We start from the raw sequence: 19,021 nt of genomic DNA, 5'->3' as shown, positions 1-19,021 counted from the left end.
GCGGCTCGACTTGTCGGGCAGGCGGCACCGTCTTCACATCTTCGCGATGCTCTCGATGATCCCCCGCCGCACATGCCCGAGCTTGATGCGGGCGTCGCGAATCTTCACGCTGGCGATCATGCTGTCGCGCGAGTTCGTGCCGTTTTGGGCCAGCTGGCCGAGCACGTTCTGGTCGACGACCGTATCGAAGAACCGGCCGACGGTCAGCGTCGCATACTGCTTCGCGGTCGCGAGCTGCGCGTTGGCCTGGGTCAGCGCGGCGAGGCGCGCGGCCGGCTCCCGGTCGTCGATGTTGCGCCGGTGCTGCAGTGCGAACACCAGCGCTTCCATATCCAGCCGGAACCGGCGCACGGCTTCGCCGAACGCGAGCGAGTGCGCGTCGGGGCCCATGACCGCCCGGCCCTTGTTGATCGTGATGTCGAATGCGCTGGATGACAGTTCGCGCTGCAGCGCGAACAGTTCGGTGCTCAGGACACGCCCTTCGCTGTAGTCGCCGACCTTGGCGCGGACCAGGCCGGCGACGTCGCCGATCGTCTTCCACAATCCGGCGGCGAACAGGTGGTCGCCACGCTTGCTGATGTTCATTGGGTGTATTCCCTCGTTTTGTTTTCTCGATCTCTCAGGCTCCGCCCGCGGGCCGTGCGGCCCGGGGCTCCGCTACTGTAGGAGAAAATCCGGCGTCGTGAAAGCCGACGGGACATCGACCCATGCGCCGGCTTCGGCGCCTATGCCTGATCGGCCTTGCGTGGCCGGCGTCTTGCGCATGCATCGAAAACAGCATCATTTGATGCCATAATTGATGCCATCCATTATCCGGGAGAGCATCATGCGCACTACCTTGTCCCTCGACGATGCATTGCTCGCCAAGGCGCAGCAACTGACCGGCGTCACTGAGAAATCCGCGCTCGTTCGCGAAGCGTTGCACGCGCTGATCGCGCGCGAAAGCGCCAGGCGGCTCGCGCGTCTGGGCGGCACCGAGTCCGACCTCGAACCCATCCCGCGGCGTCAATCGGAGTCGGCATGATTCTGGTCGATACATCCGTGTGGATTGATCACTTGCGTGCCAACGACGCGACCCTCGCCGCGCTCCTCGATACGGAAAAGGTACTGGTTCACCCGTTCGTGATCGGCGAGCTCGCGCTCGGCAGCCTGCGTAACCGCCACATCGTGCTGGATGCGCTGCGCGACCTGCCGGCCGCCGTCACCGCAACCGACGAAGAAGTACAACGCCTGATCGACGACGCACCACTTCATGGGCTCGGCATCGGCTACGTGGATGCACATTTGCTTGCGTCGGTCCGGCTGACGGCCGGCAGCAGGTTGTGGACCCGGGATCGGCGCTTGTTGTCCGCAGCCGATCGACTGCAGCTCGCCGCGCACCCCGCTCACTGACGTTCCAACAACCGGGCGGGCGCATTGCCAGCCCTGCCCTCCCACTCACTCCGCCTGGCCGTCCCGCAGACGCGGCACGCCAAGCGGGTTCGCCTCCTGCAACCCTTCCGGCAGCAGATCGTCCGGGAAATCCTGGTAGCACACCGGCCGCAGGAAGCGCTCGATCGCGGTCGCGCCCACCGACGTCACCGCCGGGTTCGACGTCGCCGGGAACGGGCCGCCGTGCACCATCGCGTCGCACACCTCGACGCCGGTCGGGAACCCGTTGACCAGCAGGCGCCCCGCCTTGCGCTCGAGCACCGGCAGCAGGCGCCGCGCGAGCGGCTTGTCGGCGGCATCCATCTGCAGCGTGGCCGTCAGCTGGCCTTCGAGCGCCTCGAGCACGCGCGCCATCTCGTCGAGATCACGGCAGCGCACGATCAGCGACGACGGGCCAAACACTTCGTGGCTGAACGCCGGCTCGCCGAGAAACGCGTGCGCCGGCACCTCGAACAGCGCGCCGCTCACGTCGCACGCGCCCTGCGCCGCGCCGCCCGCGCCGAGCTGGCGCACGCCGGGCAGCTCGGCGAGCTGGCCGCGGCCCGCGCGATACGCGTCGGCGATGCCGCGCGTGAGCATCACGCCTGCCGGCTTCGCGGCGAGCGCCTGCGCAGCCACCGCTTCGAAGCGGTCGAGATCAGGCCCGTCCACCGCGAGCACGAGGCCCGGGTTCGTGCAGAACTGGCCGACGCCGAGCGTCAGCGAATCGACGAAGCCCGTCGCGAGCAACTCGGCGCGCGCGGCGAGCGCGGCCGGGAACAGCAACACCGGGTTGATGCTGCTCATTTCCGCATAGACGGGAATCGGCTGCGGGCGCGCGTTCGCCAGCTGCGTCAGCGCGACGCCGCCCTGCCGCGAGCCGGTGAAGCCGACCGCCTGGATCGCCGGGTGGCTGACGAGCGCCGCGCCGACCACGCGGCCCGGGCCGATCAGCAGCGAGAACACGCCAGCCGGCATCCCGCACTTCGCGACCGCCGCGCGGATCGCGCGGCCGACCAGCTCCGACGTGCCGAGATGCGCCTCGTGCGCCTTGACGATCACCGGGCAGCCGGCCGCGAGCGCCGACGCCGTGTCGCCACCGGCGACCGAGAACGCGAGCGGGAAGTTGCTCGCGCCGAACACCGCGACCGGCCCGAGCGGAATCTTCTGCAGCCGCAGGTCGGCGCGCGGCAGCGGCGTGCGCGCCGGCTGCGCCGGATCGATCGACGCGGCAAGGAAACGGCCGTCGCGCACCACCCGCGCGAACAGGCGCAGCTGGCCGACCGTGCGTCCGCGCTCGCCTTGCAGCCGTGCGACCGGCAGGCCCGTCTCGGCGTGTGCGCGCGCGATCAGCGTGTCGCCGAGCGCGACGATCTCGTCCGCGATCGCGTCGAGGAACGCGGCGCGCGCCGCAAGCGGCCGCGCGCGGTAGGCATCGAACGCGTCGCGCGCGAGTTCGCAGGCGCGCTCGACGTCGGCCAGCGCGCCGACGCCGAACGCCGGCGCATCGATCGGCGCGCCCTGCGCCGGGTCGAACGCGTGCAGGGTTCCAGCCGCGCCGTAGACCGCGTCGGCGCCGATCAGCATCTCACCAGTCAGTTGCATGGGGTGTGCTCCGTGGTTCGGGTATGGATGGCCCATTGTAGCCGAACAGATATGATGTCTGCCGACTTGTTTTTTACGCGACCATGATGGGCCCCGATCTCACCCAATCGCGTCAGCACCTTATGCAGCCTGATTTTCCGACTGATTCCCACCTGACCCGGCCCCCTCCAGAGGGAAAACCCGGGTTACGTGGCGCGGCGGGCCATCTCTAAACTGCTCATCATGTTATATGACGACGTACATTAAAGTGCCCAATCAGACTTCCTCCCGCGACCTCCCGCTCGACCTCGCCCACGCGGCCCGCCGCACCGCCGTGCGCTACTGGATCCTCGCGATGCTGTTCGTCGTCACGACACTCAACTACGCGGACCGCGCGACGCTGTCGATCACGGGCACGCCGATCCGCAAGGCGTTCGGCATCGACCCGGTAACGATGGGCTACATCTTCTCGGCGTTCAGCTGGGCGTACGTGCTCGCGCAGCTGCCGAGCGGCTGGCTGCTCGACCGCTTCGGCGCGCGGCGCGTGTATGCGGGCAGCATCTTCCTGTGGTCGGCGTTCACGCTGCTGCAGAGCACGATCGGGCTCGGCGGCAGCGCCGCGTTCGCGGTCGCCGCGCTGTTCGCGATGCGCTTCGCGGTCGGCATCGCCGAGGCGCCCGCGTTCCCCGCGAACGCGAAGGTCGTCGCGAGCTGGTTCCCGACCGCCGAGCGCGGCACCGCGTCGGCGATCTTCAACGCCGCGCAGTACTTCGCGGCCGTCGTGTTCTCGCCGCTGATGGCGTGGCTCACGCACGCGTACGGCTGGCATCACGTGTACCTGTGGCTCGGCCTCGCGGGCATCGCGCTCGCGTTCGTGTGGCTGCGCGTCGTGAAGGATCCGGCCGATCATCCGGCGGTGAACCGCGCGGAACTCGAGCACATCGAGCAAGGCGGCGGGCTCGTGCGCACGGCCCCGCGCGGCAACGGCGCGACCGCCGAAGGCAACAAGGTCGCCGGCTGGTACTACGTGCGCCAGCTGCTGTCGAACCGGATGCTGATCGGCGTCTATCTCGGCCAGTACTGCGTGAACGTGCTCACCTACTTCTTCCTCACGTGGTTCCCGATCTACCTCGTGCAGGCGCGCGGGATGTCGCTGCTGAAAGCCGGCTTCATGACGTCGCTGCCCGCGATCTGCGGGTTCCTCGGCGGCGTGCTCGGCGGAATACTGTCCGACGCGCTGATCCGGCGCGGCGTGTCGCTGACGGTCGCGCGCAAGATCCCGATCGTCGGCGGGATGCTGCTGTCGATGGTCATCATCGGCTGCAACTACGTGCAGAGCGAAGCGCTCGTGATCATGCTGATGGCGCTGTCGTTCTTCGGCAAGGGAATCGGCTCGCTCGGCTGGGCGGTCGTCGCGGATACCGCGCCGAAGGAAGCGATCGGCCTGTCGGGCAGCCTGTTCAACATGTTCGGCAACACGGCGGGGATCGTCGCGCCGATCGCGATCGGCTACCTCGTCGGCGCGAGCGGCTCGTTCAACGGCGCGCTGGTGTTCGTCGGGCTCAATGCGCTCGTCACGGTGCTGAGCTACCTCGTGATCGTGAAGGACATCAGGCGGGTCGAGTTGCGGCATCGCGCCGCGTGAAGGATCGGCGGCCGCGCGCAGCGGCCGCCGTGTGCATCAGCTCGCGGTATGCACGGCGCGCAGCATGTCGTGCACGCCGGACGTCATCAGCGCGAGAAACGCCAGCAGGCCGACATAGCAGAGCGCGTAGGTCGTCTTGGTCTCGATCGACGTCGCGTAATAGGCGCGGTTCTCCGGCGCGTCGGGATCGCAGCGCCACGCGCGCTTGAGCTGCGGCAGCGCGAGAATCGCCATCACGCGGCTCGACGTCCTCGTCCGCATGAAGACGGGGGATTCTCACGCGTCAGCGCCGCTCCAGCGCCAGCTTCACGCCGAGCCCCAGCAACACGACGCCGCTGACGCGATGCATGCGGGTCAGGATGCGCGGGGTGCGGCGAATCGATGTCGACAGCAGGCCGGCGAACAGCGCGACCGGGCCCTTGACGAGAAACGTCAGGCCGGCGAACGTCGCGCCCAGCACGAACACCGACAGCATCGGACGCGCCGCATCCGCCTGCACGAACTGCGGCAGAAAGGCCAGGTAGAACAGCGCGACCTTCGGATTCGATACGTTGGACAGCGCACCCTGTGCGAACGTCCGCAGCGCCGATTCCGGCGCGCCGCCGCTGCTCGACAGCGTCAGCTCCCCCGACGCGCGCAGCAGCGTGACGCCGAGGTACAGCAGGTACAGCACGCCGGCCAGCTTCAGCGCCGTGAACAGCCATTCGGATGCCTGGAGAAGCGCCCCCAGGCCCAGCGTCGCGAGCATCGTGTGCAGGATGAGCCCGACACTGACGCCCGCCGCGGTGACGACGCCCGTGCGCGTGCCGCCGGAGAGCGTGCGCGACATCACGAGGACCATGTCCTGGCCCGGGGTGAGGATGATCAAGAGGGAAGTGGCCAGGAACGGCAACCACGAAATGTGCAGCATCGGACGACTCCTGAAAGGGTGGGCGGTCGTCCGATTATGGCCATCCTGACGTGGTGATTGGATGCAATCTCGGCCATGATCTGCCGTGAAATTGGCGCTATTCTCCAATATTCACAATCCTGGTAGTCAATCATGCCAATCAAGCTCGATGCGATCGACAAGCGCATTCTGCGTGCGCTCCAACAGAACTCGAACCGGACGAACGCCGAGCTGGCGGAACATGCCGGGCTCTCGGCTACCCCGTGCCTGCGGCGCGTTCACCTGCTGGAAGAACAAGGCGTGATCGATGCGTACGTTGCGCTGCTGAATCCCGCCGCCGTCGAATTGAGGTTCACGGCTTTCGTGCGCGTCACGCTCGAACGCCAGGACAAGACGACGGTGGAGCACTTCGCGCGGGAAATCGAAAAGGCACCCGAGGTGCTCGAGTGCCATCTGATGGCCGGCAGTTACGACTACCTGCTGCGCGTCATCGCAAAAGATCTGGATGACTTCCAGCGCTTTCAGATGGAGACGCTCACGCGGATCGCCGGGGTGCGCAACATCCAGACCGAGATTCCGCTGAAGCGGATCAAGCAGACCACCCGTCTCCCGATCTAGAAGCGGATTCGGTCACGTATACAGCGACGCCTGCGGCAACTCGCCCGTCAGCGCAAACCGCCCGACATCCCTCAGCCGATAGTCGAGCGGATCATGCAGCGTATGCGTGCGCGCATTGCGCCAGAACCGGTCGAGCCCGAGCGCCGCACCGGTCGCACGCGCGCCGCACGCATCGAACAGCGCTTCGCCGTTCTCGAGCGCCGCGCGCTGCGCGACGATCTTCGCTTCGGATACCGCCAGCGCCACCTCGGCCCGCCCGTCGGCCGTCAGCGCATCGCGCAGCATCCATGCGCGTTGCAGCGCATCGGCCGCGCGATCGGCGAGCGCCGCGGCGGCCACCGCCTGCACGCGCATGTCGCCGAAGCGCTGCAGCGTGTACGGATCGTCGCTCGCGCGCTCGACGCCCGCTTGAATCCACGGCCGCCCGTTGCGCAGCACGTAATCGCGCGCTTCCGCCAGCGCGCCTTCGGCCAGCCCGACGAACAGGTTCGTCAGCACGAGCTGCGACACCAGCGTGCGCAGCGTCGCGCGCGGCGTCGGCGGCGTTTCCGAGCGGTGCAGCACCTCGTCCGGCGCGAGCGTCACGCCGTCGAACGTCACGCTGCCGCTGTCGGTCTGCCGCTGGCCGATCGGATCCCAGTCGTCGTTGACCGTGATGCCCGCGCGCGCGGTCGGCACCACGCCGAACACGGTCCGGCCGAGCGCCGGATCGTGCGCGGACACGGTCATCCGCTGCGAGCCGCGCGTGCCCGAGCAGAAGCCCTTCGCGCCGTCGAGCCGGTAGCCGCCGTCGGGCGTCGCGGTCGCGACGAGCCGCGTGTCGAGCGGATTGACCGCATTGCCCCACCACCAGCGATGCTCGACCGTGCCGCGCAGATAGCGCGCGCGTTGCGCCGGATCGCCCCACACGTCGATGCTCACGACCTGCAGGCACTGGAAGCCGACCAGATGCGCGAGCGCGCTGTCGACGCGCGCGACCTGCCGGATCGCGTCGTAGATCACGGGCCACGCGGCTTCCTGCCCGCCGAACGCGCGCGGCACCGCGAGCGTCAGCAGCCCCGCATCGGCGAGCCATTGCTTTTCCTGCGCGGCATGGCCGCCCGCGCGATCGCGCGCGGCGGCGCTGCCGCGCAGCGCGTCGATCACGCGCGCGAGCGCCGCCGGATCGAAGGCGCGTGCGTTCGTCTCCGAAGCGAGCGCCGCGAGGCCGCGGGGATCGTTCATGCGAGCGCTTCCTGCGCAACCCGTTCGCCCGACAGCGGCACCAGCGCCCCAAGCGCGGGCCGCCCGGTCAGCCGCGCGAGAATCTCGCGGCGCCAGTCGTCGTAGATCGCGCGATAGTCGGCGATATCCGCGCCGAACACCTCGGCGGTATGCGCGTATTCGTCATGCAGATAACCGTCGAGCCGCCGCTGCGTCTCCTCGTCGGCGTCGATCACGCGGTCGATCAGCGCGTCGCGCTCGGCGGCCGGCAGCGCGGCGAGTTTCTCGAACCACCACTGCACGATCTGCACGCGATGCCATTCCTCGTCGGGCCGGATGCGGTTCTCGCCGTGCTCGCGCATCGCGCCGTCCGCGATGCGGCCGGTCTTGCGCTGGATCCACAGCTTCGCGAGGATGTGCAGCTCGTAATGCCATTCGAATGCAAGAAAGCCCGCGAGATCGCGCACGGCGAGATCGCCGATGCGCGCCCAGTGCGCGGCGACCAGCGCGTCGATCTCCGGCAGCGGATCGCGCCCGGTCAGTTCCTTCACGCGCTCGCGGCCGATCACCGCGTGCGCGCCGTCGTCGCCGAGCTGGCGCGACAGGATCAGCTGGAAATGCGGATCGTCGCTGAACAGCGTGTCGATCGCCTTCGCGACGACCTGCACGATGAACAGGTCGTGCGAGGCCATCTTCGTGTAGTAGTCGGCGACGGCGGCCAGTTCGTCCGCGCTGCGCGGCTCGCGCGGCGGCGTGGCGAGCTTGTCCGGAAAGCCGGGGCGATGGCGTCGCGCCACGTCGAGAAACAGCGCCTCCTCGAACTGCGCGTTCCACTCGCGCGGCGCGCCGATGGGCAAAGTCATGATGAATCGTTCTCTCGGAATCGTTGGAGGGAAAGAGCGGGCGCTTGTGGCGCCCGCTCAGGTACGCCTGGCCAGGTGTCGGGCCAGGCGGTCGCCCGTGACTTGCACGGCCGAGACGAGCGCGATCAGGATCACGATCACGGTCGCCATGACGGTGGTGTCGAAACGCTGGTAGCCGTAGCGGATCGCGAGATCGCCGAGCCCGCCCGCGCCGACCGCGCCCGCCATCGCGGTCGAGCCGATCAGCGCAACCACGGTGATCGTGAAGCCGCCGAGCATGCCGGGCAGCGCCTCGGGCAGCAGCACGTGCCACACGATGTGGCGGCGCTTCGCACCCATCGCGAGCGCGGCCTCGATCAGCCCGCGATCCACTTCGCGCAGGCTCACCTCGGCGACCCGCGCGAAGAACGGGATCGCCGCGATCGACAGCGGCACGACGGCCGCCCACACGCCGATCGTCGTGCCGATCAGCACGCGCGTGAACGGCAGCAGCGCGACGAGCAGGATGATGAACGGCGTCGAGCGGAACACGTTGACGATCGCGCCGAGCACCGTGTTCAGGCCGCGCCGCGCATAGATGCCGCCGGGCGCGGTCGTCACCAGGATCACCGCGAGCGGCAAGCCCAGCAGCGCCGCGATCGCGGCCGACGCGGCGACCATCGACAGCGTGTCGCGAAACGCGTCGAGCAGTTCGGGCCCCCACAGCTCAAACATAGCCGAGCACCTCCGCGTGGTTCGCATGGCGGCGCGCGCGCTCGAGCAATGCGGCGATCGCGCCGGTTGCAGGCGCATCCGATGCACCGGCTGCCGCGGCGATCACGAGGCGGCCCTGCGCGCGCCCCTGAATGCGCTCGATGCCGCCGTGCAGGAAGCGCACCGAGCCGCCGAGCGCGGCAGCCAGCGCGCCGACGTCCGGCTCGCCGCCGCTCTCGCCCGTGTAGCGGACGTCGAGCACGACCTGCGCGCCGTCGGGCAGCGCTGCATGCGCGGGCAGCGGCTGCACGCGCGCGGCGAGTTCGGCCGGCAGGTCGTGCACCAGCGTGCTGAGCAGCGCGCGCGTCGCGCCGTGCTGCGGATCGCCGAACACGCGCCACACGGGGCCCGTTTCGACGACTTCGCCCTGCTCGATCACCGCGACGGTGTCGCACACCGCGCGGATCACTTCCATCTCGTGCGTGATCAGCACGATCGTCAGGCCGAGGCGGCGGTTGATGTCGGCGAGCAGCGCGAGGATCGACTGCGTGGTTTCGGGATCGAGCGCGGAGGTCGCCTCGTCGCACAGCAGCACTTCCGGATCGTGCACGAGCGCGCGCGCGATGCCGACGCGCTGCTTCTGTCCGCCCGACAGGCTCGCCGGGTATGCGTCGCGCTTCGCGGTCAGCCCCACCAGTTCGAGCAGCGCCGCGACCTTGCGCGCGCGCTCGGCCTTCGGCACGCCGGCGATCTTCAGCGGCAGCGCGACGTTCTCGGCCACCGTCTTCGCCGACAGCAGGTTGAAATGCTGGAACACCATGCCGGTGCGGCGTCGCAGCGCGACGAGCCCGTTCTCGTCGAGCGCGCCGACGTCGACGCCCTGCACGCGCACGCGCCCGGACGTCGGCCGTTCGAGCCCGTTCACGAGCCGCAGCAGCGTCGACTTGCCCGCGCCGCTGCGGCCGATGATGCCGAACACCTCGCCGCGCCGCACGTTCAGCGTCACGTCGCGCAGCGCGGCGGCCGGCCCGCGCGGCGACGCGAACACCTTGCCGACCTGCTCGAATGCGACGGCGCTGCCGTCGGCCGGCGCGGCTGCTTCAGCACGCGCATGGGCGTCCCGCCCCGCATGCGCGGCCGACGTTTCGACGAAGCCCAGCGTATCGAGAAATTGCGTCATTGCTTCACTCCGCCACGTTCACGCATGCGCCGGCTCGCGCACGGCGGCCGGCCGGTGCTGTGCGCCCGCGTGCCACGCGGGCAGCCGCGCGCCGCCGCCGAACAGCTTCTCGCGCAGCGTCGGCGCGGGATCGTAGTCTTCCTTGTAGACGCCGCGGTTCTGCAGCTCCGGCACGACCCAGTCGACGAAATCCTCGAACGACTCGGGCATCACGGTGCGCGTCAGGTTGAAACCGTCGATGCCGGTTTCGTCGATCCACGCCTGCAGCTCGTCCGCGACCTGCGACGGCGAGCCGACGATCGGGTGATAGCGGCCGCCGAGCGACATCTGGTCGAGCATGCGGCGCACGGTCCACGCGCCGCTCGTGCTCTTGCGCGAGATCGCGTCGACCGCCGACTGGATCGAATCGGTCTTCACGTACGAGATCGGCTCGTCGAGCCCGTATTTCGCGAAATCGATGCCGGTAGAGCTCGCGAAATGCGCGAGGCCCGCCTCGGCGCTCGCGTAGCGCCGGTATTCGTCGAACTTCTCGCGCGCGAGCCGTTCGTTCTCGGCGGTGACGACGGTCACGCCCGCGAAGATCCTGATCGATGCCGGATCGCGCCCCTGCCGCGCCGCCGCCGCGCGGATGTCGAGCACCGCCGCGCGCGCGGCCGCCTTGCTCTGGCCGTTCACGAACACGCATTCCGCGTGCTTGCCCGCGAACTCGACGCCGCGCGCCGACGCGCCGGCCTGGTACAGCACCGGCGTGCGCTGCAGCGACGGCTCGCTCAGGTGGATCGCGTCGATCGAATAAAACGGCCCGTCGTGCTTCACGCGCCGCACCTTGCCCGGCTGCGCGAACACGCGCGCGCGCGCGTCGCGGATCACCGCATCGTCGTCCCAGCTCTGTTCCCACAGCTTGTAGACGACCGCCATGTAGTCGTCCGCGCGTTCGTAGCGGTCGTCGTGGCCGATCTGCTGCGCGAGGCCCATCCCGCGCGCGGCGCTGTCGAGATAGCCGGTGACGATGTTCCAGCCGATGCGGCCCTTCGTCAGGTGATCGAGCGTCGACATGCGCCGCGCGAACAGGTACGGCGGCTCGTAGGTCAGGTTCGCCGTCACGCCGAAGCCGAGATGCTTCGTGACCTGCGCCATCGCGGGCACGATCAGCAGCGGATCGTTCACGGGCACCTGCACCGATTCGCGCAGCGCGGCGTCCGGGCCGCCGCCGAACACGTCGTACACGCCGACGATGTCCGCGAGGAAGATGCCGTCGAACTTGCCGCGCTCGAGCGTCTTCGCGAGATCGGCCCAGTAGTCGAGATCGGTGTAGTGCGCGGAGCGGTCGCGCGGGTGAGTCCACAGGCCGTGGTTGATGTGACCGACGCAGTTCATGTTGAACGCGTTCAGCAGGATCTTCTTCTTGTTCGTGTTCGCCATGCGCGCCCCCGTCACCACGCGATCGCGTACAGCGTGCCGAACGCGTTGTCGAGCGCCTTGCGCACCGCGGGCGAGGTCTGGTAGATCGCGATGAACTTGCGGATGCGCGCGTCGTTCGCGCTCTCCGGCCGCACGACCCATTGCAGCGCGTAGTTCTTGTTCTCGGTGCCGTCGAACAGCAGCGCGCTGTTCGGGTCGGTGGTGCCCGCGAGCTTGATGAAGCTCGGGTAGCCCTGCGCGAGATCGACGTCGTCGAGCGAGCGCGCGAGCTGCGAGGCCTCGAGCGCGATGATCTTCAGGTGCTTCGGGTTCGCGACGATGTCGCGCGTCGTCGCGCGGTAGTCGATGCCCGGCGTCAGCGTGATGAGCCCCGCGCGCTGCAGCAGCAACAGCCCGCGCCCGCCGTTCACCGGATCGTTCGCGATCGCGACCTTCGCGCCGTCCTTCAGCTCGGCAAAGCTTTTCACCTTCTTCGAATACAGGCCGATCTTCATGATCGTGCCCGGCGCGATCGCGACGAAGTTGTAGCCGCCCTGCTTCTTCGCGTTCTCGAGGAACGGCACGTGCTGGAAGTAGTTGACGTCGATGTCCTTGTTCGCGAGCGCCGCGTTCGGCGTATTCCAGTCGGTGAACTCGATGATCTTCACGTCGAGCCCCTGCGCCTTCGCCTCCTTCGCGGCGATCTTCAGCGCGTCGATCTGCGGCGTGGTCGCGACGCCGACCTTGAGCGGCGCGGGTTCGGCGTGCGCGCCGGCGAACAGCGCGGCGCCGACGAGCGCCACGGCCAGCAGGCGGACGACGCGCGCGGCGCCGCGAACGGAAAGTACGGGATGCTGCATGGGAACCCACTCCAGTCGATAGACGGTGACGACGCATGCGCAAAGCCGCGGCGAGCGCGCGGGCGTTCTCCGGACAGGGCGTCATGCGAGAGGAAAAGTTCAGCCGATGATAGAGAGCGGCGCGGGAGCGGTCTACGAAGCGATTGTGCGAAGAAAATCTTCGTCAGCGATATGACCCGATCTGCGCCGGGCCGCGCCCGGCCGGCTGAAATCTCGGCCTGCGCGCGGGGCCGATTCCGAAGTTTCGGAACACCCGTTTCCCGCCGCTTTCATCACACCAAAAAAACCCGCGTCAAATCAATGTATTACGGATTTTCTCGCGAGATCGCTCCTGGCACGGACGTTGCGTAATAGTCGGCACGCGATGCCGCCACGCGGCGCCGGCATTCCAAATCCAAGGAGACACGTGTTGCAGACCTCTACGTCCACCCCCGCTCACGCGGAGCCGATCGCCCAGCTCCGTTCCGACACCCGCACGCGCTTCTGGCCCGAAGGCTGGTGGAAGCTGATGGAGATCCGCATCGGCATCATCCCGCTGCCGATCTATTTCATCCTGTTCGCGCTGATCGTCGGCTTCTCGGTCACCGGCAAGGTGCCCGGCGAGATCTCGATGGCGATCGCGGTGCTCGCGTTCTTCGGCTTCACCTGCGCCGAACTCGGCAAGCGCCTGCCGCTCCTGCGCAACATCGGCGCCGCGGCGATCTTCGCGACCTTCGTGCCGTCCGCGCTGACCTACTATCACGTGCTGCCGAAGCCCGTGCTCACCCTCACGACCGAGTTCACGAAGTCGACCAACTTCCTGTACCTGTTCATCGCGTCGATCATCGTCGGCAGCATCCTGAGCATGGACCGGCGCGTGCTGATCCAGGGCTTCGTGAAGATCTTCGTGCCGCTCGCGGCCGGCTCGATCGCCGCGGCGATCGTCGGCACCGCGGTCGGCACCGCGCTCGGCCTCGGCGCGCGCCACACGCTGCTGTACATCGTCGTGCCGATCATGGCCGGCGGCGTCGGCGAAGGCGCGATCCCGCTGTCGATCGGCTATTCGGAACTGATGCACCTGCCGCAAGGCGAGATGTTCGCGATGGTGCTGCCGCCGGTGATGCTCGGCAGCCTGACCGCGATCATCCTGTCGGGCGCGCTCGACATGCTCGGCAAGCGCCTGCCGCACCTGACCGGCAACGGCCGCCTGCAAGTGGGCGAGCACGGCGACATGACGCCGGAGAACGAGGAGATCCGCGGCCACGTCGACGTCACGCACATCGCGGGCGCCGGCATCACCGCGATCACGCTGTACCTGGTCGGCCTGATGGCGCACAAGCTGTTCGGCCTGCCGGCGCCGGTCGCGATGCTGTTCCTCGCGGTGCTCGTGAAGCTCGCGCGCGCGGTGTCGCCGCCGCTGCAGGAAGGCGCGTTCGTCGTCTACAAGTTCTTCTCGACCGCCGTCACCTATCCGCTGCTGTTCGCGATCGGCGTCGCGATGACGCCGTGGGACAAGCTGACCGGCGCGTTCACGCTGGTCAACGTGATCACGATCGTCGCGACGGTCGCCACGCTGATGGGCACCGGCTTCGTGGTCGGCCGCCTGCTGAAGATGTACCCTATCGACACGGCCATCGTGAACGCGTGCCACAGCGGGCAAGGCGGCACCGGCGACGTCGCGATCCTGACCGCCGCGAACCGCATGCAGCTGATGCCGTTCGCGCAGATCGCCACCCGCATCGGTGGCGCGATCGTCGTCACGGTGACGCTGATCCTGCTGGCGCATCTCGGATGACGCGTCGCCGCGCGTCCCGTCGCGGCGGCCGCACGCGGCGCAGCGCCGCGGCCGGTTCGCCCGGCGCGCGGCGCGCGCACATTCGGCGGGCCGGCGACGGGCATCGATGAGGGCGAATGTGCAGAAGCGTTACAAGGGAATCGCATGGTGGGGCTGGGCGGCGGCCGCGGCGCTGTATGTCGGCGTGACGGCCGCCGCGGTCGAGTTCGCGTGGGATCGCGCGATCGACGGCCTGGAGGAAACCGGCGCGCACCGGCTCGACCTGTATGCGGCGAGCCTGAAAAGCGAGCTCGGGCGCTACGAGATGATGCCCGTGCTGATCGCCCGCCAGGACAGCGTGCGCGCGCTGCTGAAAGCCACGCCGCATGACGCGCCCGGCCTGCTGCACACCGTCAACACCTATCTCGAAGCCGTCAACCGCGATGCGGGCAGCGGCGCCGCCGACGTGATCGACCTGCAGGGCTCGGTGATCGCGGCCAGCAACTGGAACCAGCCGGTCAGCTTCGTCGGCACCAACGTGTCGTACCGGCCGTACTTCAAGGACGCGCTCGCGCACGGCAGCGGCCGCTTCTTCGGCATCGGCACCAACACGGGCATCCCCGGCCTCTACTTCGCGAGCGCGGTGCGCGACGACGGCGCGACGCTCGGCGCCGCCGCCGTCAAGGTGAGCGTCGACGCGCTCGAATCGGCGTGGCGCGCGCCCGGCGTCGCGGCGATGGTGGTCGACCGCAACGGCGTGATCGTGATCTCGACCGAACCCGAATGGAAATTCGCCGCGCTGCGGCCGATCACCGCGCAGCAGCAGAGCGACATCCAGGCCTCGCGGCAATACGCGGGCCGCACGGTCGAGGCGCTGCCCTACCGGCGCACCGACGAGCGCAACGCCGCCGCGTGGCTCGGCGTGTTTCCGGACCTGCGCCATGCGGGGCGCACCGCACGCTATCTCGTGATGTCGCGGCCCGCGCCGCAGGCCGGCGATTCGCTGATGGTGCTGCTCGACGTGTCGGGCGCGCGCCGCCAGCAGCAGATGGCGTTCGCGTTCGTGACGGGCGTGTTCCTGATCGCCGCGCTCTACGCCGCCTACGCGATCCAGCGGCGCCGCACGATCGCCGCGCGGCTCAACGCGCAGGACGCGCTGCGGCGCGCGAACGACCAGCTCGAGCTGACCGTCGCGCAGCGCACGGCCGCGCTGACGGCCGCGAACGAACGGATGCAGCAGGAGATCGTCGAGCGCGAACGCACCGAACAGCGCCTGCGCGATTCGCAGCAGGAAGTCGTGCACGCGGGCAAGCTCGCGGTGCTCGGGCAGATGGCCGCGGGCCTCACGCACGAGCTGAACCAGCCGCTCGTCGCGATCCGCACGCTGTGCGACAACGCGCGCACGTTCTTCGAGCGCAGCCAGCCGGCGCAGGCGCTCGCCAATCTCGAACGCATCGGCAAGCTCGTCGACAGCATGGCCGTGCTGACCGGCGAGCTGAAGACGTTCGCGCGCAAGCCGGATATCGAGCGCGTCGCGGTGTCGCTGGCCGAGGCGGTCGCGCATGCGCGGCTCATCTACGACGCGCGGATTCGCGACGAGGGCGTGACGCTCGACGTGCGGATTCCGCCGGGCACGACCGTATACGCGGAATCGAGCCAGTTGCAGCAGGTGATCGTGAATCTGCTGGGCAACGCGCTCGACGCGGTGCATGATGCGGCCCGGCGCGAGATCGTCATCGCCGCGCACGGGCCGGACGCGCACGGCCGCGTGCGCTTCACGATCGCCGACAGCGGCGCGGGCATCGCGCCGGACGTGCTCGCGCATCTGTTCGAGCCGTTCGTCACGACCAAGCCGCGCGGCCAGGGGCTCGGGCTCGGCCTTGCGATCACGTCGCGCATCGTCGAGGGGTTCGGCGCGAAGATCGGCGCGGCCAACCGCGACGAAGGCGGCGCGCAGTTCAGTATCGAATTCGCGGCGGCCACGCCGCAAAGGACAGACCATGGAAGATGAGATTCGGGTGCTGGTCGTCGAGGACGATGAGAACGTCCGGATCGGCGTCGAGCAGGCCGTCGCGCTCGCCGGGTTTCCGGTGAGCGCGTTTGCGTCGGCTGCCGACGCGCTGGAACACGTCGCGCCGGGCGCGCCGATCGTGATCGTGTCGGACGTGCGGATGCCGGGCATCGACGGGCTGCAGCTGCTCGACCGCGTGATGGCCGTCGATGCGCAGATCCCGGTCGTGCTGATCAGCGGCCACGCGGACATCTCGACGGCCGTCGGCGCGATGCAGGTGGGCGCGTACGACTTCATCGAGAAGCCGTTCTCGTCCGACGTGATCGCCGGGCGGGTCGCGCGCGCGGTCGAGAAGCGGCGCCTCACGCTCGAGGTGCAAGGGTTGCGCGCGGCGCTGCACAACTGGCAGGGCATCGAGGCGTTCGTGCTCGGCAAGTCGCCGGCGATGGCCGACGTGCGCAAGAAGATCCTGCGGCTCGCCGATACGTCGGTGTCGGTGCTGATCACCGGCGAGACGGGCACCGGCAAGGAGCTGATCGCGCGCAGCCTGCACGACTTCGGCGGCCGGCGCGACGCGCATTTCGTCGCGCTGAACTGCGGCGGGCTGCCGGAGCAGGTGTTCGAAAGCGAGCTGTTCGGCCACGAGGCCGGCGCGTTCACGGGCGCGATCAAGAAGCGCATCGGCAAGATCGAGTGGGCGCACGGCGGCACGCTGTTCCTCGACGAGATCGAAACGATGCCGATCGCGCTGCAGGTCAAGATGCTGCGCGTGCTGCAGGAGCGCGTGATCGAGCGGCTCGGCGCGAACGAGCTGATTCCGGTCGATTGCCGCGTGGTCGCCGCGTCGAAGGCGGACCTCGCCGAGCTCGCGGCCGACGGGCGCTTTCGCGCCGACCTGCTGTACCGGCTGAACGTCGCGCAGATCGAGCTGCCGCCGCTGCGCGAACGGCGCGAGGACGTGCCGCTGCTGTTCGAGCACTTCGTGCTCGCGGCCGCGCGGCGGTTCGGGCAGCCGGCGCCCGTGGTGTCCGCTGCGCAGGTTTCCGAACTGATGACGCACCAGTGGCCCGGCAACGTGCGCGAACTGCAGAACGTCGCCGACCGCTTCGTGCTCGGGCTGACCGGCGACAGCCTGCTGTCGGCCGGCGGCGCCGCCGCGAAGGGCGGCACGCTCGCGGAGCAGCTCGCGTATTTCGAGCGGATGCTGATCGAGGACATGCTGCGCCGGCACAACGGCAACGTGGCGGACGCCAGCGTCGAACTCGGGATGCCGAAGAAGACGCTCTATCACAAGCTGCGCAACCTGAAGATTCCCGCGCGCGGCGACGCGGCGGCCGACGGCGGCGATGCTTAGGGCCTGTTCACGCATATCGAATCGGGCATGCCGTGGCCACGCGCGGCTGCCCACGCAACGCGAACGAGGATCGGAATACGCATGGATCGCATCACCCTCACCGACGCAGGCCAGCTCGACGGCTACCTGATCCGGGGCATCACGCACGCGCAGAAGACGTTCCGGCCCGGCGACTGGCCCGAGCGCCTCGCGGGCGTCATCACGCTGTTCGTCGGCGAGAAGCGGCCGGGCTTTCCGAGCGCGCTCACGCGGCTCGCGACGCCTGTCGTCGACAGCGGCGCCAAGTGCCTGCTCGTCTCGCATGAACTGCAGGCCGTATGCCCCGACGCATTCGCGTTCGTGATGCAGTTCGCCCGCGACAACGACCTGCCGGTCGACGCGCGCCCCGCGCCCGCTTTGGCGGCCCGCTGACGGCGGGCCGGCCGCCCGCTTTTCCCGCTTTTCCCGCTTCTCCCCCCTCTCCCGCTTCGCTGCCGCGCCGGGCTCACCGGCCCGCGGCACGCCGCCGCTCGGCCCGCGCGAAATCATCAGACCAATTGATCGCCAAGCTGAAGGCCCTTTCTACGACAGGGGTTTGCGGTGTTGGTATCAAGGAAATTGATCGATGCAATGAGAATTATCCATTTTTCTTAAATGCCGCCGTCGGGCATAGTTGCGACGTGATGACGCACCTGCGAGTTTTTCACTCATGAACATGCGAATCGAGCCTTCGGTGCTCGCGAACCCCGACCTGCAATTTGCGACGCTGTCGTCAGGCATCAGCCTGCCTTACGTCGAGAAGGGCACGGGCGCGCCGATGATCTTCGTCCATGGATCGCTCTGCGATTACCGCTACTGGGACGCGCAGCTCGCGTCGCTGTCCGCGCACTACCACTGCATCGCGCCGAGCCTCAGCCACTACTGGCCGGCCGTCGAGGCAGGCATCCAGAACGAGTTCGCGTGGCAGAACCACGTCGACGAGCTGGCCGAATTCATCGACGCGCTCGATCTCGGCCCCGTGCACCTGGTCGGCCACTCGCGCGGCGGCAGCGTTGCGTTCAACGTCGCACGCCATCGCCCCGATCTCGTCGCGACGCTGACGCTCGCCGATCCGGGCGGCCCGCTGCAGCAGGACGGCGTGCGCGAGGAAGCGAAGCTGCCGCCGGCCGCGATCGCGCTGCGCACGAAGGCCGTGAGCCTGATCGAGCACGGCGACGTCGAGGCCGGGCTCGAGATGTTCGTCGATTCGGTCAGCATCCCCGGCGCGTGGAAGAAGAGCACGTCGCGCTTTCGCACGATGGCGATCGACAACGCGAGCACGCTGCCGAAGCAGCTGCGCGACGCGCTGCCTGCGTATACGCGCGGCGCGGCCGCCGACATCGCGTGCCCCACGCTGCTGATCGACGGGCAGCGCAGCCCGAAGATGTTCCGCCACAACGTCGAGACGCTCGCGCAGTGGATCGGCGGTGCGCAACGGCAGACCGTCGCCGGTGCGTCGCACGGCATGAACGCCGCGGCGCCGGGCGTGTTCAATCGCTACGTGCACGAATTCGTCGCCGCGTAAGCGTTCTTCAGGCC

At 68.8% G+C, this 19,021-nt stretch carries 18 protein-coding genes and 1 pseudogene; 9 read left to right on the top strand and 10 right to left on the bottom strand.

Going from position 1 to position 19,021, the window contains the following annotated elements; genetic code table 11:
- Nucleotides 1–33: 33 nt before the first annotated feature.
- On the bottom strand, nt 34–585 hold the full coding sequence (locus ABFO07_RS30675; protein ID WP_059993698.1) for a hypothetical protein: 552 nt from the start codon (nt 583–585) through the stop codon (nt 34–36).
- Between the two features lie 241 nt (nt 586–826).
- Between ABFO07_RS30675 and ABFO07_RS30670 the strand changes: the two genes are divergently transcribed.
- Both ABFO07_RS30670 and ABFO07_RS30665 read left to right on the top strand, forming a co-directional pair.
- Nucleotides 827–1,024: a type II toxin-antitoxin system VapB family antitoxin gene (locus ABFO07_RS30670; protein WP_059563810.1), complete on the top strand. Its 198-nt coding sequence runs from the start codon at nt 827–829 to the stop codon at nt 1,022–1,024.
- On the top strand, nt 1,021–1,392 hold the full coding sequence (locus ABFO07_RS30665) for a type II toxin-antitoxin system VapC family toxin (RefSeq protein WP_059563787.1): 372 nt from the start codon (nt 1,021–1,023) through the stop codon (nt 1,390–1,392). The genes ABFO07_RS30670 and ABFO07_RS30665 overlap by 4 nt, the downstream gene beginning before the upstream one ends.
- A gap of 45 nt (nt 1,393–1,437) precedes the next feature.
- On the opposite strand, the gene ABFO07_RS30660 is transcribed toward ABFO07_RS30665, so the two are convergent.
- Nucleotides 1,438–3,015, bottom strand: coding sequence for an aldehyde dehydrogenase (NADP(+)) (locus tag ABFO07_RS30660; RefSeq protein ID WP_347469313.1), 1,578 nt, complete (start codon nt 3,013–3,015; stop codon nt 1,438–1,440).
- 247 nt (nt 3,016–3,262) lie between these two features.
- Between ABFO07_RS30660 and ABFO07_RS30655 the strand changes: the two genes are divergently transcribed.
- Nucleotides 3,263–4,639 carry an MFS transporter gene (locus ABFO07_RS30655; RefSeq protein ID WP_347469312.1) on the top strand — a complete coding sequence of 459 codons (1,377 nt, stop codon included), beginning with the start codon at nt 3,263–3,265 and terminating at the stop codon, nt 4,637–4,639.
- A 36-nt stretch (nt 4,640–4,675) separates the two neighbouring features.
- On the opposite strand, the pseudogene ABFO07_RS30650 reads toward ABFO07_RS30655, so the two are convergent.
- A pseudogene (locus ABFO07_RS30650) lies at nt 4,676–4,876 on the bottom strand (site-2 protease family protein); the annotation flags it as partial.
- Nucleotides 4,877–4,922: 46 nt separating this feature from the next.
- Nucleotides 4,923–5,549: a LysE family translocator gene (locus ABFO07_RS30645; protein WP_347469311.1), complete on the bottom strand. Its 627-nt coding sequence runs from the start codon at nt 5,547–5,549 to the stop codon at nt 4,923–4,925.
- 132 nt (nt 5,550–5,681) lie between these two features.
- Between ABFO07_RS30645 and ABFO07_RS30640 the strand changes: the two genes are divergently transcribed.
- Entirely contained in the window at nt 5,682–6,146 is a 465-nt protein-coding gene (locus ABFO07_RS30640) for an Lrp/AsnC family transcriptional regulator (RefSeq protein ID WP_059810669.1), read from the top strand.
- Between the two features lie 12 nt (nt 6,147–6,158).
- Here the strand turns inward: ABFO07_RS30640 and ABFO07_RS30635 are convergent, their stop codons facing one another.
- Genes ABFO07_RS30635 through ABFO07_RS30610 form a run of 6 tightly spaced genes read right to left on the bottom strand, consistent with a single transcriptional unit; the run spans nt 6,159 to nt 12,346 of the window.
- Entirely contained in the window at nt 6,159–7,370 is a 1,212-nt protein-coding gene (locus tag ABFO07_RS30635) for an acyl-CoA dehydrogenase family protein (RefSeq protein WP_059993696.1), read from the bottom strand.
- Nucleotides 7,367–8,212: a hypothetical protein gene (locus tag ABFO07_RS30630; RefSeq protein ID WP_347469310.1), complete on the bottom strand. Its 846-nt coding sequence runs from the start codon at nt 8,210–8,212 to the stop codon at nt 7,367–7,369. Before ABFO07_RS30630 ends, ABFO07_RS30635 begins: the two co-directional genes overlap by 4 nt.
- A 57-nt stretch (nt 8,213–8,269) precedes the next feature.
- Nucleotides 8,270–8,926: a methionine ABC transporter permease gene (locus ABFO07_RS30625; RefSeq protein ID WP_059563780.1), complete on the bottom strand. Its 657-nt coding sequence runs from the start codon at nt 8,924–8,926 to the stop codon at nt 8,270–8,272.
- Nucleotides 8,919–10,085: a methionine ABC transporter ATP-binding protein gene (locus ABFO07_RS30620; protein ID WP_060292434.1), complete on the bottom strand. Its 1,167-nt coding sequence runs from the start codon at nt 10,083–10,085 to the stop codon at nt 8,919–8,921. Before ABFO07_RS30620 ends, ABFO07_RS30625 begins: the two co-directional genes overlap by 8 nt.
- An 18-nt stretch (nt 10,086–10,103) precedes the next feature.
- Complete coding sequence (locus tag ABFO07_RS30615) at nt 10,104–11,507, bottom strand: LLM class flavin-dependent oxidoreductase (RefSeq protein WP_347469309.1); 1,404 nt, start codon at nt 11,505–11,507, stop codon at nt 10,104–10,106.
- An 11-nt stretch (nt 11,508–11,518) separates the two neighbouring features.
- Nucleotides 11,519–12,346: a MetQ/NlpA family ABC transporter substrate-binding protein gene (locus ABFO07_RS30610; RefSeq protein WP_059993694.1), complete on the bottom strand. Its 828-nt coding sequence runs from the start codon at nt 12,344–12,346 to the stop codon at nt 11,519–11,521.
- 409 nt (nt 12,347–12,755) lie between these two features.
- On the opposite strand from ABFO07_RS30610, the gene ABFO07_RS30605 reads away from it, so the two are divergent.
- The 5 genes from ABFO07_RS30605 (at nt 12,756) to ABFO07_RS30585 (ending at nt 19,007) form a co-directional block, all read left to right on the top strand.
- Nucleotides 12,756–14,120: a 2-hydroxycarboxylate transporter family protein gene (locus ABFO07_RS30605; RefSeq protein WP_059985915.1), complete on the top strand. Its 1,365-nt coding sequence runs from the start codon at nt 12,756–12,758 to the stop codon at nt 14,118–14,120.
- Nucleotides 14,121–14,226: 106 nt separating this feature from the next.
- Nucleotides 14,227–16,110 carry a sensor histidine kinase gene (locus tag ABFO07_RS30600; protein WP_059906467.1) on the top strand — a complete coding sequence of 628 codons (1,884 nt, stop codon included), beginning with the start codon at nt 14,227–14,229 and terminating at the stop codon, nt 16,108–16,110.
- The gene (locus ABFO07_RS30595; RefSeq protein WP_059563774.1) at nt 16,100–17,464 is read left to right on the top strand and encodes a sigma-54-dependent transcriptional regulator; all 1,365 of its coding nucleotides are present in this window, start codon (nt 16,100–16,102) and stop codon (nt 17,462–17,464) included. Before ABFO07_RS30600 ends, ABFO07_RS30595 begins: the two co-directional genes overlap by 11 nt.
- An 81-nt stretch (nt 17,465–17,545) precedes the next feature.
- Nucleotides 17,546–17,875 (top strand): DUF3579 domain-containing protein, encoded by a 330-nt coding sequence (locus ABFO07_RS30590; RefSeq protein ID WP_059563773.1) that lies wholly within the window; start codon nt 17,546–17,548, stop codon nt 17,873–17,875.
- A gap of 277 nt (nt 17,876–18,152) precedes the next feature.
- Entirely contained in the window at nt 18,153–19,007 is an 855-nt protein-coding gene (locus ABFO07_RS30585; RefSeq protein ID WP_059563772.1) for an alpha/beta fold hydrolase, read from the top strand.
- Nucleotides 19,008–19,021: the final 14 nt, after the last annotated feature.

Origin of the sequence: Burkholderia stagnalis, from assembly GCF_039848545.1 — a bacterium.
In the GTDB taxonomy this organism is placed as follows: Bacteria; Pseudomonadota; Gammaproteobacteria; order Burkholderiales; family Burkholderiaceae; genus Burkholderia; species Burkholderia stagnalis.
The sequence above is the reverse complement of the archived record's forward strand: the minus strand, read 5'-3'. Positions and strand labels throughout refer to the sequence as shown.

What these genes read in the sequence shown, in the direction of transcription:
- ABFO07_RS30635 (WP_059993696.1), bottom strand. Translation starts at nt 7,370, where the DNA reads ATGAACGATCCCCGCGGCCTCGCGGCGCTCGCTTCGGAGACGAACGCA.
- ABFO07_RS30620 (WP_060292434.1), bottom strand. Translation starts at nt 10,085, where the DNA reads ATGACGCAATTTCTCGATACGCTGGGCTTCGTCGAAACGTCGGCCGCG.
- ABFO07_RS30670 (WP_059563810.1), top strand. Translation starts at nt 827, where the DNA reads ATGCGCACTACCTTGTCCCTCGACGATGCATTGCTCGCCAAGGCGCAG.
- ABFO07_RS30675 (WP_059993698.1), bottom strand. Translation starts at nt 585, where the DNA reads ATGAACATCAGCAAGCGTGGCGACCACCTGTTCGCCGCCGGATTGTGG.
- ABFO07_RS30630 (WP_347469310.1), bottom strand. Translation starts at nt 8,212, where the DNA reads ATGACTTTGCCCATCGGCGCGCCGCGCGAGTGGAACGCGCAGTTCGAG.
- ABFO07_RS30625 (WP_059563780.1), bottom strand. Translation starts at nt 8,926, where the DNA reads ATGTTTGAGCTGTGGGGGCCCGAACTGCTCGACGCGTTTCGCGACACG.
- ABFO07_RS30640 (WP_059810669.1), top strand. Translation starts at nt 5,682, where the DNA reads ATGCCAATCAAGCTCGATGCGATCGACAAGCGCATTCTGCGTGCGCTC.
- ABFO07_RS30600 (WP_059906467.1), top strand. Translation starts at nt 14,227, where the DNA reads ATGAGGGCGAATGTGCAGAAGCGTTACAAGGGAATCGCATGGTGGGGC.
- ABFO07_RS30665 (WP_059563787.1), top strand. Translation starts at nt 1,021, where the DNA reads ATGATTCTGGTCGATACATCCGTGTGGATTGATCACTTGCGTGCCAAC.
- ABFO07_RS30660 (WP_347469313.1), bottom strand. Translation starts at nt 3,015, where the DNA reads ATGCAACTGACTGGTGAGATGCTGATCGGCGCCGACGCGGTCTACGGC.
- ABFO07_RS30645 (WP_347469311.1), bottom strand. Translation starts at nt 5,549, where the DNA reads ATGCTGCACATTTCGTGGTTGCCGTTCCTGGCCACTTCCCTCTTGATC.
- ABFO07_RS30585 (WP_059563772.1), top strand. Translation starts at nt 18,153, where the DNA reads ATGAACATGCGAATCGAGCCTTCGGTGCTCGCGAACCCCGACCTGCAA.
- ABFO07_RS30595 (WP_059563774.1), top strand. Translation starts at nt 16,100, where the DNA reads ATGGAAGATGAGATTCGGGTGCTGGTCGTCGAGGACGATGAGAACGTC.
- ABFO07_RS30615 (WP_347469309.1), bottom strand. Translation starts at nt 11,507, where the DNA reads ATGGCGAACACGAACAAGAAGAAGATCCTGCTGAACGCGTTCAACATG.
- ABFO07_RS30590 (WP_059563773.1), top strand. Translation starts at nt 17,546, where the DNA reads ATGGATCGCATCACCCTCACCGACGCAGGCCAGCTCGACGGCTACCTG.
- ABFO07_RS30610 (WP_059993694.1), bottom strand. Translation starts at nt 12,346, where the DNA reads ATGCAGCATCCCGTACTTTCCGTTCGCGGCGCCGCGCGCGTCGTCCGC.